Here is a 17757-nt window from a genome sequence, read left to right as displayed (position 1 = left end):
AACTTGCCCCGGACAAAGGCAAGTTGTGACCCTTGTGGGTGCGGGGGTCAGGGGGCGTTGCCGGAGAGCACCTTTCCCTCGGCGGTCGTGGTGAAGACGGCGCCACCGGCGTAGAGGGGCTTTCCGAACGTGGCGAAGGGGTCCGTGCTCCCGGTGGGTCCCGCCTTCGGGATCTCCTTGGTGCGCAGGGTGCCGACGTCGCCGTCCAGGCGCAGGCCGCGCAGCTCGAAGGCGCCCGCGGACAGCACCCGGTCGCCCGCGAGGGCCAGGGTGACCAGGTCGTTCGGGGCGCCGTAGCGCCAGCGGCGGTCGCCGGTGCGCCAGTCGTAGGCGCTCAGCTCGTGTTCGATGACGGCGGTCGGATCGGGGTTGTCGCTCGCCACGACGAGGACGCCCTGCGGGCCGAGCACCGGGCGCGGCCCGGAGGGGCGCACGTCGGCCGCGACGACGCGCCGGGTGCGCAGGGTCGCGGGATCCAGCTCGCGCACGCCCTTGCTCCCCCGGCTCCAGCACGCCAGGGACGACGGGGTGCGCAGCATGAGGTCGTCACAGGGGACGGAGGCGGTGCGGGCGGTGCGGCCGCTCTTCGCGTCCAGGCGGACCACACCGCCCTTCTCCAGGGCCGTGAACACCCTGCCGCCGTCGACGACCAGCGGGCCCGCCGTCTTGGGCAGCGGCTTCGACCGCCACAGCTCGCGGCCGTCGGACGCGGCGCGGGCCCGGACGACGCTGCTGCCGGGCGCCTCGCCCGGGGCGGAGCCGCCGAGGCGGAACTCGACGACGTACACGACGTCCTTGGCGTACGCGACGCCGAGCACCCCCGAACCCGTGGCGGTGGGCTTGCGCCAGCGCTCCGCGCCGGAGGCCACGTCGACCTTGGTGACGCCGAGTTCGCTCGGCACGTACACGGCACGGCCCTCGGGGCCGGCCTCGGGCGGCACCGCCTGGTTGCCGGTCAGCTCGTCCGCGCGGCCGGGGAAGCCGCGCGTCGTCCACCGGTGCCGTCCGCTCGCCGCGTCGAGGCCCGCGGCCGCGCCCTTGCCGTCGCGGCACACCAGCGTGGCGCCGGCCAGGACGCAGCCGTCGCCCCGGTCGTCCAGGCCCTCGGGGCGGGGCACCGACCAGGGCTTCCAGCCCTTGGGCCGGGCGGCGGCGCGGAGGCCTTCGGGGCCGTGGTCGCCGGTGCGGTGCGCGTTGCCGTACTCGGACACGACGAGCGGGCGCCGCTCGCCGCCGGGTCCCGCCGGGGAGCCTGCGCCGCCCGCGCCGCCGGAGGCACCGGCTTCCCGGCCTGCGCCTCCGCCGCCTCCGCCGCTGTCGCCACCCGGCAGCAGTACGGCGGCGAGCGTCACGGCGGACACGGCGAGCGCGGCGGCGGCGATCCACGGCCACCGGGGGCGCGCGGGCGGGGCCACCGGAGCGGGAGCGGACGAAAGCGCGGGGGCGCGCGGAGGCGCGGCGGCGATGCCCTCCCCCGGCGAACCGCCGGTCGCCGAACCGCCGGTCACCGTGTCGGCAGCCGCGAACTCCCCTTCCCGTACGGCCTGTTCACACCGCTGAACGGCCTCGCGGTGCTCGGCGAAGAGGGACAGGACCTCGGCAGGCCAGGGCACCGCCGCCGACGGCCCCTCCAGGCGGCCCGCCAGCTCCGCCGCGGTGGGCCGGTCCTCGGGGGCGGGTGCCAGACAGGCCGCCACGGTCTCCCGCAGCCCCTCGTCCCGAGGCACCCCGGACAGATCGGCGTCGCCCTGGGTGATGCGGAAGATGACGGAGGCGATCTCCTGGTCGTCGAAGGGGCCGCGCCCGCTCGCCGCGTACGCGAGCACCGCCCCGAGCGCGAACACGTCGGACGCGGGCACCACGGCGTGGCTGCCCAGGAGCTGCTCGGGCGCCAGGTAGCCGGGCGTGCCCACGATCATGCCCGCGGTGGTGAGCGCCGTCGCGTCGAAGGCCTGCGCGATGCCGAAGTCGATGAGCCGCGGCCCGTCCGGGGCGAGCAGGACGTTGCCGGGCTTGAGGTCGCGGTGCAGGACCTGTGCGAGGTGCACGGTGCCGAGGGCGTGCGCGAGCCGGGCGCCGAGCGCGCGCACCGCGCCGACGGGCAGCGGACCGCACCGCCGCACGGTCTGCCCGAGCGCGGGCCCGGCCACGTACTCCGTGGCCAGCCAGGGCACTTCGGCGTCCGCGTCGCCGTCGAGGAGCGCCGCGGTGCCGGGCCCGGACACGGCCCGCGCGGCGGCTATCTCCCGGCGGAAGCGGACCCGGAACTCGTGGTCGATGTCGAGGTCGGAGCGCACGGTCTTCACGGCGACCAGCGGCGTGCCCGGGCGGGCGCGCGCGAGGAAGACCTCCCCCATGCCGCCCGCGCCGATGCGGGCGAGCAGCCGGTACGGGCCGACGTGGCGCGGCGGCCCGGTCAGCGGTGCGAGCACGGGGACTCCTCGGGATCAGTCCTGTGGGGGGGAGCGGTGGGGTTCAGGACGGGATGCGGACGGAGACGACCGTGCCCTGGTCGTACACGATCGTCGCGACCCCGCCGAGCGGCAGGACCGTCGGCGGCCGCAGCTGGTCGGCGATGACGCCGACGTCGCCCGCCTGCTTCGGCTCACGGGTGCCGGGCGCGCCCGGCACCCGCAGCGTGCGGCTCCCGCCGGAGGCGGTGAGCGGCACCGTGCGCAAGGAGGTGTGGTCGGCGAAGAGCGCCCGGTCTCCGATGAGCAGCGGCCGCGAGGAGAGCACGCGCTTGCTGCCGTCGCCCGCGGCCGGCAGCGGCTCCTTGCGGATGATCCGCCCCTTCTTCGACTCGGCGACGAGGAGCTTCGCCCCCTCGGCGTCGTAGGCGAGCGCGCTGCCGGGGCCGACGGCGGTGACCACGAGGTCCGGCGGCACCATGCCGCCCTTCCCCACCGGGGGCGCCTTGAAGGCGAACGCGCCCTCCGCGGCCAGGGTCCCGGCGTTGAGCCGGGTCACCCGGGTCCCGGCCTCCTCGGCGTCCTCGAAGTCGGAGCTGCCGGTCACCACGGCCGAGCACAGGATCTGCCGGCCCACGGCCATCACGCTGAGGCACTGCTCGCCGTCGTAGGCCTTGCCGCCGCGTGCGCCCGTCTTGACGTCGAGGGCGATCAGGCCTTGCGCGGCCCAGGCGTAGACGCGGCCGTTCCGGACGACTTCGGCGCCGTACAAGCCGTTCAGCTCGGCGCCGGACAGCTCCTGGGTGCTGAGCGGCGCGGTCCACCGGGGCGCGCCGCCGCGCAGCGGGTACGCCAGGAGCATGGCGCCCTGGGGGCCGCCGTCGGCGTACGGCTTGGCCTCGGCGGTGACGAGGATCAGGCCGTCGCCGAGCAGCGCGCGGCTGAAGTACCGGCCCTCCGGCGGGCGCGCGGACAAGCGCACGTCGCCGGACGCGGAGTCGCGCACCTGGAGGAGCCCCTTGTGGGCGATGACGGAGGTCCCGCCGCGCACGACGGGCGCCAGGCTGTCGCCGGGCATGAAGAGCTTCCCGGTGGGGCTCACATAGGCCTCGCCGCCGGTGTCCCCGTCGTCGCCCGTGCGCCCGTCGGAGGTCCACCGGCGCTTGCCGTCGGACGCGCCGATCGCTTCGTACGTGCCGTTGGTGAGCAGGCACACGACGGCGCGGGTGTCGGCGGCGCAGTGCAGGGGCGCGTGCGAGAAGGAGCCGCGCCACGGCTTCCAGCCCTTGGGGCGCTGCTCCGGGTACTGCGGGACGCTGCCGCTGCGGTCGTCGGTGCCCTCCTTGTCCACACCGGCGGCGGCGATCAGCCGGGCGGGCGGGAGGCCGCTGGACGCGGACGCGCCGGGCCCGGCCGGGCCGCCCTGCGCACCGTCGTCCCCGGAGCCGGAGCCCGAGTCGGGGCCGAACAGCGCGAGCAGGGCACCGGCGGCACCCCCGGCCACGGCGACGGCGGCGACCACGGCGAACGCGGCGCGGCGGCCGCGCCGCCGGGGCGCCCCCGGCACGGTGGCAGCGGCGGGCGCGGCCGCCCCCATCGTGGGCAGCTCGTGGGCGGCCGGACTGCCCGGTGCGGCCGGGGCGTTCAGGGCGGTGGGCGACCAGGTGGGCGTGGGCTCCTGACCCGGCGGAGCGGCGGGCGGCGCGGGCAGGGGCAGCAGCGGCCGCCCGGCGGCGCACAGCTGCGCGACGTCGCGCCGCACCTCGTCGATGGCCTCCTGGACGGGCGCGGGCCACGCGAAGTCGACACCGTCCGCACAGGCGCCGTCCGCACCGGCGCCGTCCGCACCGGCGAGGCCCGCACCGGCGAGGCCCGCGAGGCGTTCGGCGAGCGCCTCGGGCCCCGGCCGCGCCGCCGCGTCCACGACCAGGCAGTCGGCAAGGACCTCGCGCAACTCCGCCGGTACGTCGTCGAGTTCGGCCTCGGCGCGCGAGACCCGGTACAGGACGGCGGCCACGGGCCCGTCGCCGAACGGGTCGCGCCCGACGGCCGCGTACACCAGGACGGAGGCGAGGCAGAAGACGTCGGACGCGGCCACCACGTGCCGTCCGCCCGCGACGTGTTCGGGCGACATGAAGCCGGGGGTGCCGACGAGAAGGCCGGTGGAGGTCATGGTGGTGGCGCCGGGGATGCGGGCGACGCCGAAGTCGATGAGCTTCGGCCCTTCCGGGCCGATGAGGACGTTGGCGGGCTTCAGGTCGCGGTGCAGCGCCCCGGCCGCGTGCACGGCGGCGAGGGCCCCGGCCATGGCGGTGCCGAGCGCGGCGACGGCGGGCACGGGCAGCGGGCCGTGCCGCCGCACCGCCTCGGCGAGGGTGAGGCCTGCGACGTACTCCGTGGCGAGCCAGGGCTGTTCGGCGTCGGCGTCACCGTCGACGAGCCGGGCGACGTACGGGCTGGCGACGGAGCGGGCGACGGCGATCTCGCGCCGGAAGCGGGCCCGGAAGGCGGGCTCGCCCACGACGTCCCGCCGGATGGCCTTGACGGCGACGAGGCCGTCCGGGTCGTACGGGGCGCGGGGGCCTTCCGGGGCGGCGGACGCTGCGTGCGGCACGGCGAGGAAGACCTCGCCCATGCCGCCCGCGCCGAGCCGCGCGACGGTCTCGTACGGACCCGTCCTGCGTGGGGACGAGTCCCTCAACTGGCCGATCATCCCGCCCCGTCCCCCTGTGCCCTTGTCGCCCCGGCTGCTGCCGCGTCCCTGCTGGACGCGGGCGGCCGTACGCCGTCACCTCACGAAACGCCCCGGCAGATTACTCGGTTCACCGGGGGTTCGGCAGTCAGGCGGGCGGGCCGGGCGGGAACGGCACGTCGGCCAGGACCGGCACGAGCCAGCCCTCCTCGTGGTCCAGGTGGGCGGTGAGGCGCCGCGCCAGGGCGTCGAACTCCGTGAGGAACGCCTCGGGCTCCGCGGTCGTGACGTCGTCGAGCAGGGCGAGGACGCGCTCCTTGAGGCGGGCGATCTCGCGGTGTTCGACGCCGAGCCGGGCGAGGGGTTCGCGCAGGTCGGGGTGGTGTTCGAGGACCCCGGGGAAGACGTGCTCGTCCTCGCCCGTGTGGTGGAAGGTGAGCGCGTCGCAGAACTCCAGGCAGCGCTGCCTGATCTGCAGGCCGAGGCCGGGCGCGGGCGGTGCGCCGGGGCCCTGGTGGGCGGCGCGGGCGGCGAGGTGCGCGGTGGCCTCGGCGCGGAGGTGACCGAGCTGCTCGCGCAGCCAGTCGTGGACCTCCAGGAGCTTGTCGGCGAGGGTGCGGACCTCGCGGGGGCGCGGGGTGCCGGTGGGCGTGGGCGTGGACATGCGGATGGGGTCTCCAGACAGGGTGGCGCGTCCGCGCGTGCGTGACGGACCGGCGGACGCGGTGAAGAGGTGAAGGTGGTGCGCGGGCGCGGCCCAGAGCCCGGGAGACGGGCGCGGGTACGCGGTCGCGGCTACGTCGGGTACGGGGCTGTGCCGTTCCGGCGGGTACGGCGTCGTGCCGTTCCCTCGGGTACGGGGCTACGCCGGGTACGCGGCCGCGTCAGCCGCAGCGCGGCGACGCGATACGAAGTGAACGCAAGGTCATGTCCCTTGGTGAAGTGCTCGCCCGGTCGAAGGCCTGCCCACTGCTCTTTGGCCCAAGCCACGCGGCACGCGGACCATTACAGACGCCGGTCCCGCGCCCTGTCAACGCGGAACCGGCGCCGCGCCGCTCAGCGGCAGGCCTCCGCGATCGCCGCCGTGTCCCAGTAGAACGGCCGGACCTCGCGGATCCTGCCCTCCTCGACGGTGATGGTCTGGAGGATCGGGAAGGCGAGCGGGCGCCCGGTGGCCCGGGCGCGGGCGCGGATGTCGCTGTGCACGACGACGGTCTGCCGCCCGCCGGTGCCGCCACTGCCGCCGCCGTCACCGCCGGACGCGAGGAACTCCTGCCGCACGATGTCGAACTCCGCCCAGGTGTCGGCCATCGCGAGGAAGAACCGCTCGAGGCCGGAGTGCCCGCGCCACGTGCCGCCGTACGGCAGGGCGGCCGCCTGGTGCAGGACGACGTCGGGCGCGAAGTGGGGGGCGAGCGGGGCGAAGGAGGCGCGGCCGGGGCCGCCCGCGGCCAGATAGCGGGTCTCGGCGGCGTACATGGCGGTCAGCACGGAGCGGGCGTCGGTGCGCGGCGTGGTGGTCATGCGGCGAGGGTGGCCCGCCGCGGGGCCGCGCGCTGGCGGTCCTCGGACGTCCACCTCGGCGCACGGGACACCCGCCGGGCCGCGTCGTGCGGGTGGGTCGGCACCCGCCCGTCCCCCGCCGGTGTCCGGACTCCGGCGAAGGCGGGGCGGGTTGCCGCCCGGGGCCCTCACTGATCATCGGGGAGGCGAAAATCCCAAGTCAATCCTCGGATTTACTAGCATGCTTCCAAGCCTGAACTTGGGTTGAGCCGTAACCAGCCAAAAGGCGGGCGATATGACCGATTCCGCCCCGCTCCACGGCTTGTGACCGTTCACCCGCACACGAGACGCTGCCCAGCACGCCTGCGACCGCACAGCGCGCACAGGGCGTCGTGACACCAGCCGTTTCCAGGGGAGGGAACGCAGTACATGGAACTGCAACGCATCAGAGGACGGCGTCGGGCGGGGGCCGTCGCGGCCGTCGCCACGGTGGGCCTGCTGGCCGCCGTGACCCCGCCGTCGCACGCCGCACCGGGCTCCGGGGACGCGAGCCGCAGCGGCACGTACATCGTGACGCTCAAGCCGGGCACGAAGTCCACGTCCGGCGCGGGCAAGGACGTGGCCGAGAAGTACGACGCGCGCATCCAGCGCACCTACAGCGCGGCGCTCAACGGCTACGCCGTGCGGGCCACCGCCGCCGAGGCGCGCCGGCTCGCGGCCGACCCGTCGGTCGCCGACGTGGTCGCGGACCGGAAGATCCACGTGGACCTGGGCGCGCGGGCCGCGGCGCCGCAGGCCGCGGCGCGGCAGCCGAACCCGCCGTCGTGGGGTCTGGACCGCATCGACCAGAAGAACCTGCCGCTCGACAAGTCGTACACCGCGCCGCGGACGAAGGGCGCGGGCGTCACCGTCTACGTCATCGACACCGGCGTGCGCACCTCGCACAAGGACTTCGGCGGACGGGCCCGCTCCGGCTGGGACTTCATCGGCAACGACCCCGTCGCCCAGGACGCCAACGGCCACGGCACGCACGTGGCCGGAACCGTCGCGGGCACGAAGTACGGCGTCGCCAAGAAGGCCAAGATCGTGGCCGTGCGCGTGCTCGACTCGGAGGGCGGCGGCACCCTCGCCGGGATCATCGCGGGCGTCGACTGGGTGACCAGGAACGCGCGCAAGCCCGCCGTCGCCAACATGAGCATCGGCACCCCGGCCTTCGCGCCGCTTGACGCCGCGGTGCGCAAGTCCGTCGCGTCCGGCGTCACGTACTCCGTGGCGGCGGGCAACGAGAGCGAGCCCGCGACGAACTCCTCGCCCGCCCGGGTCAAGGAGGCCCTGACGGTCGGGGCGTCCGACCGGCGCGACAAGCGCCCGTCGTTCTCCAACTACGGCTCGCGCCTCGACCTGTTCGCGCCGGGCGTGGCGATCAAGTCCGCGTCCAACACGAGCAACACGGCCACGGCCACGTACTCCGGCACGTCGATGGCGGCGCCGCACGTCGCCGGGGTCGCGGCCCTGTACCTCGCCGACCACCGCACGGCCAAGCCCGCCAAGGTCGGCAAGTGGCTCACCGACCGGTCGGCCAAGAACAAGCTGTCGGGCATCGGCGCGGGCTCGCCGAACCGACTGCTCCAAGTTAAGTAGCCGGTACCGGCTGCCCCCGGCGGGAATCCTCAGCCCCTGCCGGGGGTCCGGGTCGTAACTCTGCGCGACCCGGCACCCAAGCGCCACCTAAGTCCTCAGGCGCCTCTCCACGCTTTCGCTCAAGTTGCACGTGTACGCCTACCGCAGGGCTCGCCCCGAACGGGTTAACGCGGGTTCCCCGTTGTCGTACAGGCTTGTTGAGGTTCACCCGGGCAGGCCACGCTTCCAGGACAACGCGACCTGATGCGGCCCAGCACTCGGCCGCTTCCCAGGGGAGGGAAGGTCGCGTCCAATGGGGAGGGAACCAGCACATGCAGTTGTCACACACGCGTCGTATACGGCGGGTCTCGGCCATCACGGTCGTCGCTCTCGTCGGCGGTTTCGCCGTCGCGGCCCCGTCGTCGCAGGCCGCGCCCGGCGCCGCCGAGCACGGCTACATCGTGACCCTGAAGTCGGACACCCGCGCGGCGTCCGCGGACGGCAGGGACATCGCCGACGAGTACGGCGCGAAGATCAGCCACACCTACCGCTCGGCCCTCAACGGCTTCGCGGTGAAGGCAAGTTCGGCGGAGGCGAAGGCTCTCGCCGCCGACCCGTCGGTCAGCTCGGTCACCGAGGACATCACGCTCCACGCGGACGGCAAGCAGGTCAACCCGCCGGCCTGGGGCGTGGACCGCATCGACCAGGCCAAGCTGCCGCTCGACAGGACGTTCCGCTACCCGAACTCGGCGGGCGCGGGCGTCACCGTCTACGTCATCGACACCGGCGTGCGCAACACGCACAAGGACTTCGGCGGGCGCGCCCGCTCCGGCTTCGACTTCGTCGACAACGACCCGATCGCCGAGGACGGCAACGGGCACGGCACGCACGTGGCCGGGTCCATCGCGGGCACGAAGTACGGCGTCGCCAAGAAGGCCAGGGTCGTGGGCGTGCGCGTGCTCAACAACCAGGGCTCGGGCACGCTGTCCGGCGTCATCGCGGGCATCGACTTCGTGACCAGGAACGCCCGCAAGCCCGCCGTGGCGAACATGAGCCTCGGCGGCGGCGCCAACGCGACGCTCGACCAGGCCGTGCGGAACTCCATCGCGTCCGGGGTGACGTACTCGGTCGCGGCCGGGAACTCCGGCCAGCCCGCGAGCGGCACCTCGCCCGCGCGCGTCGCCGAGGCGCTCACCGTCGCGGCGTCCGACCGCGGCGACGCCAAGCCCGCCTTCTCCAACTACGGCCTCAGCGTGGACCTGTTCGCGCCGGGCGTGGCCATCAAGTCGGCGTCCAACGCCAACGACAACGCCACCGCGACGCTCTCCGGCACGTCGATGGCGGCGCCGCACGTCGCCGGGGCCGCGGCCCTGTACCTCGCCGACAAGCGCTCCGCGCCGCCGTCCGAGGTGATGCGGATGCTCGTCAACCGGTCCGCGAAAAACCGGCTCACCAACGTGGGCCCCGGCTCACCCAACCGACTGCTCCAGGTCAAGTCGTAGCCGTCGCGCAGTCACCACCGCACCACCGCCCCCGGCAGGCGCACCTCGCCTGCCGGGGGTTCGTCGTGTGCCGCGGCGGGACGGCCGGGTCACCCGGTCTCGCTGTGACCGGTCTTGTGCCTGCCGTTACGCGCGAGTAGTTAACAAAGCGCCGGATTGCCCACCCAAGAAGCGTGGGAAGGCTCCACCGGTACGCGCGTGCACGCTCCCGGCGCGGCTGAGTGCACACGCACCCGCGGAACCCCTCCACAGCCAGAATCCGCCCACGCACACGCGGAACAGGAGCGGTCATGCCCGAACCCCGCAAGGACGTAAGGGAGTTCACCTCCGTGCCGGTCACCGGAAGGATCCCCATCCTCGCCGTCGAGCCCGTGGTGCTCGGCGGCCGGCGTCCCGCCAAGGCCGTCGTCGGCGAGACGTTCCAGATCAGCGCCACCGTCTTCCGCGAAGGCCACGACGCGGTCGCCGCGAACGTGGTGCTGCGGGACCCGGCCGGGCGCGCCGGGCCCTGGACCCCGATGCGCGAGCTGGCGCCCGGCACCGACCGGTGGGGCGCCGACGTCACCCCGGACGCCCTCGGCGACTGGTCGTTCGCCGTGCAGGCGTGGAGCGACCCCCTGGCGACCTGGCGCCACCACGCGGAGATCAAGATACCCGCGGGCATCGACACCGACCTGGTCCTCCTGGAGGGCTCCCGGCTCTACGAGCGCGCCGCCGCCGGGGCGCCCGCCGAGCTGCGCGGCCCCCTGCGGGCCGCCGTCGAGGCGCTGCGCGACCCGGCGCGGGCGCCCTCCGCCCGGCTCGCGGGGGCGCTCACCCCGGACGCGGACGCCGTGCTCGCCGCCCATCCGCTGCGCGAGCTGCTCACCTCCACCGAGGACTTCCCGCTGCGGGTGGACCGCGAGCGCGCCCTCTTCGGCTCCTGGTACGAGTTCTTCCCGCGCTCCGAGGGCGCGGTGGTCCGCGCGGGCGAGCCGCCCGTGTCCGGGACGTTCCGCACGGCGGCGCGGCGGCTCCCGGCGATCGCCGGCATGGGCTTCGACATCGTCTATCTGCCGCCCGTCCACCCCATCGGCAGCACCTTCCGCAAGGGCGCGAACAACTCCCTGTCGGCCGGGCCGCACGACGTCGGCGTGCCCTGGGCGATCGGCTCCCCCGAGGGCGGCCACGACGCCGTGCACCCGGACCTCGGCACCCTCGACGACTTCGACGCGTTCGTGCGCGAGGCGGGCCGCCTCGGCCTCGAAGTCGCCCTGGACTTCGCCCTCCAGTGCTCGCCCGACCACCCGTGGGTGGAGAAGCACCCCGACTGGTTCGCCCACCGCGCGGACGGCTCCATCGCGTACGCGGAGAACCCGCCGAAGAAGTACCAGGACATCTACCCCCTCCACTTCGACCGGGACGCGGCGGGCATCACCGCCGAGACGATCCGGCTGCTGCGCTTCTGGATGGGGCACGGCGTGCGCGTCTTCCGCGTGGACAACCCGCACACCAAGCCCGTCGCGTTCTGGGAGGAGGTGCTCGCCGACATCCACCGCACGGATCCGGACGTCCTCTTCCTCGCCGAGGCGTTCACGCGGCCCGCGATGCTGCGAACCCTCGCCGCGATCGGCTTCCACCAGTCGTACACGTACTTCACCTGGCGCAACGACAAGCGGGAGCTGACCGACTACCTCGTCGAGCTGTCCACCGAGACCGCGCACTACCTGCGGCCCAACTTCTTCGTGAACACGCCGGACATCCTGCACGCCTACCTCCAGGACGGCGGGCCGCCCGCCTTCGCGGTGCGCGCGGTGCTCGCCGCGACGCTCTCCCCGACCTGGGGCGTCTACAGCGGCTTCGAGCTGTACGAGAACGTCCCGCTGCGCCCCGGCAGCGAGGAGTACCTGCACTCGGAGAAGTACGAGCTGCGCCCGCGCGACTGGGCGGCCGCCGAGCGCGAGGGCCGCTCCCTCGCGCCCCTCATCACCAAGCTCAACGCGGCAAGGCGCGCCAACGCGGCCCTCGGCCAACTGCGTGACCTGCACTTCCACGAAGCGGACAACGACGCGGTGCTCGCGTACTCCAAGACCGTGCGCCACCCCGGCGGCTCGAACACGGTTCTGGTGGTCGTGAACCTCGACCCCCACCACACCCAGGAAGCGACGGTCTCGTTGAACATGCCACAGCTCGGCCTGGACTGGCACGAGTCCGTGCCGGTGCGCGACGAGCTCACCGGCGAGACCTACCACTGGGGCAGGGCCAACTACGTGCGCCTGGATCCGGGCGTCACGCCCGCGCACGTACTCGTCCTGCGACCGTCCTACCGCTGATCGGAGGGTCACCCACACATGATCGTCAACGAGCCCGTCCCGGACACCTTCGAGGACACTCCCGCGAAGGACCGCGATCCGGAGTGGTTCAAGCGCGCCGTCTTCTACGAGGTCCTGGTCCGCTCCTTCCAGGACAGCAACGGCGACGGCATCGGAGACCTCAAGGGCCTCACCGCCAAGCTGGACTATCTGCAATGGCTGGGCGTGGACTGCCTGTGGCTGCCGCCGTTCTTCAAGTCGCCGCTGCGCGACGGCGGTTACGACGTGTCGGACTACACGGCGGTCCTGCCCGAGTTCGGCGACCTCGCGGACTTCGTGGAGTTCGTGGACTGCGCCCACCAGCGCGGCATGCGCGTGATCATCGACTTCGTGATGAACCACACCAGCGACCAGCACCCGTGGTTCCAGGCCTCGCGCAACGACCCCGAGGGCCCCTACGGCGACTACTACGTCTGGGCGGACGACGACAAGCAGTACCAGGACGCCCGGATCATCTTCGTCGACACCGAGGCCTCCAACTGGACCTTCGACCCGGTGCGCAAGCAGTACTACTGGCACCGCTTCTTCTCCCACCAGCCGGACCTCAACTACGAGAACCCGGCCGTCCAGGACGAGATCATCTCCGCCCTGCGGTTCTGGCTCGACCTCGGCATCGACGGCTTCCGGCTCGACGCGGTGCCCTACCTGTACGCGGAGGAGGGCACCAACTGCGAGAACCTCCCCCGCACCCACCACCTGCTCAAGCGGGTGCGCGCCGAGATCGACGCCCACTACCCGGACACCGTGCTCCTCGCCGAGGCCAACCAGTGGCCCGAGGACGTCGTGGACTACTTCGGCGACTTCGAGCACGGCGGCGACGAGTGCCACATGGCCTTCCACTTCCCGGTGATGCCGCGCATCTTCATGGCCGTGCGCCGCGAGTCGCGCTACCCCGTCTCGGAGATCCTCGCCAAGACGCCGCGCATCCCTTCCGGCTGTCAGTGGGGCATCTTCCTGCGCAACCACGACGAGCTGACCCTGGAGATGGTCACCGACGAGGAGCGCGACTACATGTACGCGGAGTACGCCAAGGACCCGCGCATGCGCGCCAACATGCCCGGCTCGCCGATCCTCTACTACGGCGACGAGATCGGCATGGGCGACAACATCTGGCTCGGCGACCGCGACGCGGTGCGCACCCCCATGCAGTGGACGCCGGACCGCAACGCGGGCTTCTCGTCCTGCGACCCGGGCCGTCTCTACCTGCCCACGATCATGGACCCGGTCTACGGCTACCAGGTCACGAACGTCGAGGCGTCCATGTCCTCGCCGTCGTCGCTGCTGCACTGGACCCGCCGGATGATCGAGATCCGCAAGCAGAACCCGGCGTTCGGCCTCGGCTCGTACACCGAACTTGCCTCGTCGAATCCGGCCGTTCTCGCCTTCCTGCGGGAGGCGCCGTCCACCGGCCCCGACGGCGGGGACGGCGACGACCTCGTCCTGTGCGTGCACAACTTCTCCCGCTTCGCCCAGCCGACCGAGCTGGACCTGCGGGTCTTCAACGGCCGCCATCCGGTCGAACTGATCGGTGGCGTGCGCTTTCCGGCCATCGGTGAACTGCCGTACCTCCTCACCCTCGCGGGGCACGGCTTCTACTGGTTCCGGCTGCGTGAGGACCCGGCGTAAGGTCGCCGTGACAGTGCTGTGAACCCGCCCGCGGCGGGCGTGAGTCACGCCGCACCGGGCACTCGCCCACGGCACGTCCCTTGCCCGGCACCCCCGGCACCTCCCCTTGACCTCCCCCGTCGAGGGCGCGGAAAGGACACGACACCATGTCGGAAGCCGCCACCCGCCCCAGTGCCGACGCAGGCGCGCTGATCGCGTCGCTCGACCCACTCCTTCGCGGCTGGCTGCCGCGCCAGCGGTGGTTCGCGGGCAAGGGCCGGCCCGTCACGGGCTTCGAGCTTGTGGCGGCCACGGAACTGCTGCCGCCCGGGGCGGAACTCGGCCTGCTGCACCTGCTGATCCGGGTGCGCCAGCCGCTGCTCGCGAGCCCGGACGCCGCCGCCGAGCACGAGCTGCCCGCCGACTGCTACCAGCTCCTGATAGGGGTGCGGGCCGAGCTGCCGCCGCCGCTCGCGCCCGCGCTCATCGGCCACGTCACCCAGGGGGCCCTGGCGGGCAGGACCGTGTACGAGGCGCTGCTCGACCCGCGTCTGACCGGGCTGCTCCTGGAGCGCCTGCGGCTGCCAGGGCGGCTCGGCGTGCTGCGCTTCGCCCGCGCCGAGCACACCGAGATACCGCCCTCGCTGGCCCCCCGCACGTGCAGCGTCGAGCAGTCCAACTCCTCCCTCGTGTACGGCGACGCGTTCATACTGAAGCTGTTCCGCCGGGTGGTGCCCGGCGTCAATCCCGACCTGGAGCTGCCGCTCGCCCTCGCCCGGCAGGACTGCGCCCGCGTGCCCTCGCCCGCCGCCTGGCTGACGGCCGACGGCGTCGACGAGCCGCTGGTCCTCGGCGTCCTCCAGCCGTACGTGCGCGGCGCCTGCGACGGCTGGGAGCTGGCCCTGCAAGCACTCGCCAAGGGCGAGGACTTCGGCGCCGAGGCGCGGGCGCTCGGCCGCGCCACCGCCGAGGTGCACGCGGCGCTCGCCGCGGCCCTTCCCACCGTCTCGCTCGGCCGCGCCCAGGTGGAGCTGCTCGCCCGTGGCATGACGGAGCGCCTGGAGGCGGCCGCCCGCGCGGTGCCCGCCCTGCGCCCGTACGAGCCCGCGCTGCGCACCGCGTACCAGGCGCTCGCCGACCTCGGCACCCACAGCGGCACCGCGTGGACGGCCCAGCGCGTCCACGGCGATCTGCACCTGGGCCAGTGCCTGCGGGCGCCGTCCGGCGGCTGGTACCTCATCGACTTCGAGGGCGAGCCCGCACGGCCGCTCGCCGAGCGCCGCATGCCGCAGCCCGCGGCCCGCGACGTCGCGGGCATGCTGCGCTCCTTCGACTACGCCGCCCGCTCCTACCGCCCGTGGTCCCCCAGCTGGGCGGACGCCTGCCGGGCCGCGTACTGCACCGGCTACGCCGACGTCGCGGGCCGCGACCCGCGCACCGAGCCGGTGCTGCTCCGCGCCCACGAGACCGACAAGGCGGTCTACGAGGCGGTCTACGAGGCCCGCCACCGCCCCGACTGGCTGCCGGTCCCGCTGGCCGCCCTCGACCAGCTCGCCGCGGACGCCGCGGGCCCGCGGCGCTCCACCGGCGCGCCCTGCCGCCCCGACGACGTCCGCTGAACCCCCATGCGCCTGCTCCCCTTCCCTTCGGACAGGAGGCCTCCTCCGTGACCCGCCGTCCCCCTTCCTCCGCCCCGCAGAACGAACCCGACCCGGAGGTCACCCCCCCGCGCAAGCCGCCGGTCAAGCAGACCAAGACGGCCAAGGCGACCAAGACGGCCAAGGAGGCGAAGTCCGCGAAGCCCGCCCGGCCGAAGAAGAAGACGACGACGGCGGCGGCGGCGGCGGCCAAGAAGACGACCGCCGCGAAGCGGACGGCCTCGGCGAAGGCGGTGGCGCCTCCCCCCGAGAGGTCACCGGAGACACCAGAGGCACCGGAGGCACCGCGGACACCGGCCCCATCGCCCGTCCCCGAGCCCGACCGCGTCCGGCTCCTGACCGGCACGCACCACGACCCGCACGGGGTGCTCGGCGCGCACGCCGTGCCCGGCGGGGTGGCGTTCCGCGCCCTGCGGCCGTACGCGCGCTCCGTGACCGCCGTCGCCGGGGACCTGCGCGCCCCGCTGCTCGACGACGGCGACGGCTTCTTCTCCGCCGTCCTGCCGCTGCGCGCCGTCCCCGATGACTACCGCCTGCACATCACGTACGACGACACGGAGTGGGACACCCACGACGCGTACCGGTTCCTGCCCGCGCTCGGCGAGTTCGACCTGCACCTGATCGGCGAGGGGCGGCACGAGCAGCTGTGGGAGGCGCTCGGGGCGCACCCGATGACGCACCAGGGCGTCATCGGCACCCGCTTCACCGTGTGGGCGCCGAACGCACTCGGCGTCCGGGTCGTCGGGAACTTCAACTACTGGGACGGCGCGGGCTTCCCCATGCGGTCCCTTGGCGGCAGCGGCGTGTGGGAGCTGTTCGTGCCCTCGGTCGGCGCGGGCGAGCTGTACAAGTTCCAGATCACGCGGCCCGACGGCAGCATGACGTTCCGCGCGGACCCGCTGGCCCGGCGCACGGAGGTGCCCCCGGCGAACTCCTCCGTCGTGCACGCCTCGCACCACGTGTGGCGGGACGAGGAGTGGCTGCGGCGGCGCCAGGAGACGCCGGTGCACCGGGCGCCCTTCTCGGTGTACGAGGTGCACCTGCCGTCCTGGCGCCCGGGCCTCACCTACCGTCAGCTGGCCGAGCAACTCCCTGCCTACGTCGCTGACTTGGGCTTCACGCACGTGGAGCTGATGCCGGTCGCCGAGCACCCCTTCGGCGGGTCCTGGGGCTACCAGGTCACCGGCTTCTACGCGCCGACGGCCCGGCTCGGCACCCCCGACGACTTCAAGTACCTGGTGGACGCGCTGCACCGGGCCGGGATCGGCGTGCTCATGGACTGGGTGCCCGCGCACTTCCCGCGCGACGACTGGGCGCTCGCGGAGTTCGACGGGCGGCCGCTGTACGAGCACGCGGACCCGGCGCGGGCGGCACACCCCGACTGGGGCACCCTCGAATTCGACTACGGCCGGGCGGAGGTGCGCAACTTCCTCGTCGCCAACGCCAGTTACTGGTGCGAGGAGTACCACATCGACGGGCTCCGCGTGGACGCCGTCGCGTCCATGCTGTACCTGGACTACTCGCGCGAGCACGGCGAGTGGACGCCGAACGTGCACGGCGGCCGCGAGAACCTGGACGCGGTGTCCTTCCTCCAGGAGATGAACGCCACCGTGTACCGCAGGTCGCCCGGCGTGGTCACGATCGCCGAGGAGTCCACGGCCTGGGACGGCGTCACCCGCGCCACCCATCACGTCGGCCCCGGCGGCTTCGGCGGCCTCGGCTTCGGCCTGAAGTGGAACATGGGCTGGATGCACGACTCCCTCGGCTACATGTCGAAGGACCCCGTCCACCGCAAGCACCACCACCACGAGATGACGTTCTCGATGGTGTACGCGTACAGCGAGAACTACGTGCTGCCCATCTCCCACGACGAGGTCGTGCACGGCAAGCGGTCCCTGGTGTCGAAGATGCCGGGCGACTGGTGGCAGCGGCGGGCCGACCACCGCGCGTACCTGGGCTTCATGTGGGCCCACCCCGGCAAGCAGCTGCTCTTCATGGGGCAGGAGTTCGCGCAGGGCGCGGAGTGGTCGGAGGGCCACGGGCCCGACTGGTGGCTGCTCGATCCGGCGTACGGGGCGGAGGCGGACCACCGGGGCGTGCGCGACCTGGTCCGCGACCTCAACTCCCGCTACCGGGCCGAGCCCGCCCTCTGGCAGCGGGACACGGAGCCCGGCGGGTTCGCCTGGGTGGCGGGCGACGCGGCCGAGGACAACGTCTTCGCCTTCCTGAGGTACGGCACCGAGGGCACCTCGCCGCTCCTGTGCCTCTCCCACTTCTCCCCCGTGGTCCGGCACGAGTACCGGGTCGGGGTGCCGGGCGACTTCACGGCGTGGCAGGAGGTCCTCAACACGGACGCGGCGGCCTACGGCGGCGGCAACGTCCTCAACCCCGACCCCCTCAAACCCACCCCCACCC

9 protein-coding genes and 1 pseudogene are annotated in these 17757 nt (G+C 73.8%); 6 read left to right on the top strand and 4 right to left on the bottom strand.

What is annotated here, in order from left to right:
• Positions 1-47: 47 nt before the first annotated feature.
• The 4 genes from IG74_RS0115460 to IG74_RS0115445 form a co-directional block, all read right to left on the bottom strand.
• Positions 48-2432, bottom strand: a complete 2385-nt coding sequence (locus IG74_RS0115460) for a protein kinase domain-containing protein (protein ID WP_051854922.1) — start codon at positions 2430-2432, stop codon at positions 48-50.
• Between the two features lie 43 nt (positions 2433-2475).
• Entirely contained in the window at positions 2476-5112 is a 2637-nt protein-coding gene (locus IG74_RS0115455; protein ID WP_158857630.1) for a protein kinase domain-containing protein, read from the bottom strand.
• A 139-nt stretch (positions 5113-5251) separates the two neighbouring features.
• The gene (locus IG74_RS0115450) at positions 5252-5767 is read right to left on the bottom strand and encodes a hemerythrin domain-containing protein (protein WP_051854921.1); all 516 of its coding nucleotides are present in this window, start codon (positions 5765-5767) and stop codon (positions 5252-5254) included.
• Between the two features lie 392 nt (positions 5768-6159).
• Positions 6160-6627, bottom strand: coding sequence for a nuclear transport factor 2 family protein (locus IG74_RS0115445; RefSeq protein ID WP_030676161.1), 468 nt, complete (start codon positions 6625-6627; stop codon positions 6160-6162).
• A 408-nt stretch (positions 6628-7035) separates the two neighbouring features.
• Here IG74_RS0115445 and IG74_RS0115440 point away from each other — a divergent pair, with 408 nt between their 5' ends.
• The 6 genes and pseudogenes from IG74_RS0115440 to glgB form a co-directional block, all read left to right on the top strand.
• Entirely contained in the window at positions 7036-8247 is a 1212-nt protein-coding gene (locus IG74_RS0115440) for a S8 family peptidase (protein ID WP_030676145.1), read from the top strand.
• A 311-nt stretch (positions 8248-8558) separates the two neighbouring features.
• Positions 8559-9728 (top strand): S8 family peptidase, encoded by a 1170-nt coding sequence (locus IG74_RS0115435; protein WP_030676142.1) that lies wholly within the window; start codon positions 8559-8561, stop codon positions 9726-9728.
• Between the two features lie 290 nt (positions 9729-10018).
• Positions 10019-12057: pseudogene (locus IG74_RS45870) on the top strand (alpha-1,4-glucan--maltose-1-phosphate maltosyltransferase); the annotation flags it as partial.
• A 1-nt stretch (position 12058) separates the two neighbouring features.
• Complete coding sequence (locus IG74_RS0115425; protein ID WP_030676139.1) at positions 12059-13705, top strand: alpha-amylase family glycosyl hydrolase; 1647 nt, start codon at positions 12059-12061, stop codon at positions 13703-13705.
• Between the two features lie 146 nt (positions 13706-13851).
• Complete coding sequence (locus tag IG74_RS0115420) at positions 13852-15303, top strand: maltokinase N-terminal cap-like domain-containing protein (RefSeq protein WP_030676136.1); 1452 nt, start codon at positions 13852-13854, stop codon at positions 15301-15303.
• Positions 15304-15350: 47 nt separating this feature from the next.
• The coding region (glgB, locus tag IG74_RS0115415; protein WP_107058941.1) for a 1,4-alpha-glucan branching enzyme at positions 15351-17757 on the top strand (2407 nt) is incomplete at its 3' end.

The sequence above is a fragment of the Streptomyces sp. NRRL B-1347 genome, assembly GCF_000720325.1.
Classification (GTDB): Bacteria; Actinomycetota; Actinomycetes; order Streptomycetales; family Streptomycetaceae; genus Streptomyces.
The sequence above is the reverse complement of the archived record's forward strand: the minus strand, read 5'-3'. Positions and strand labels throughout refer to the sequence as shown.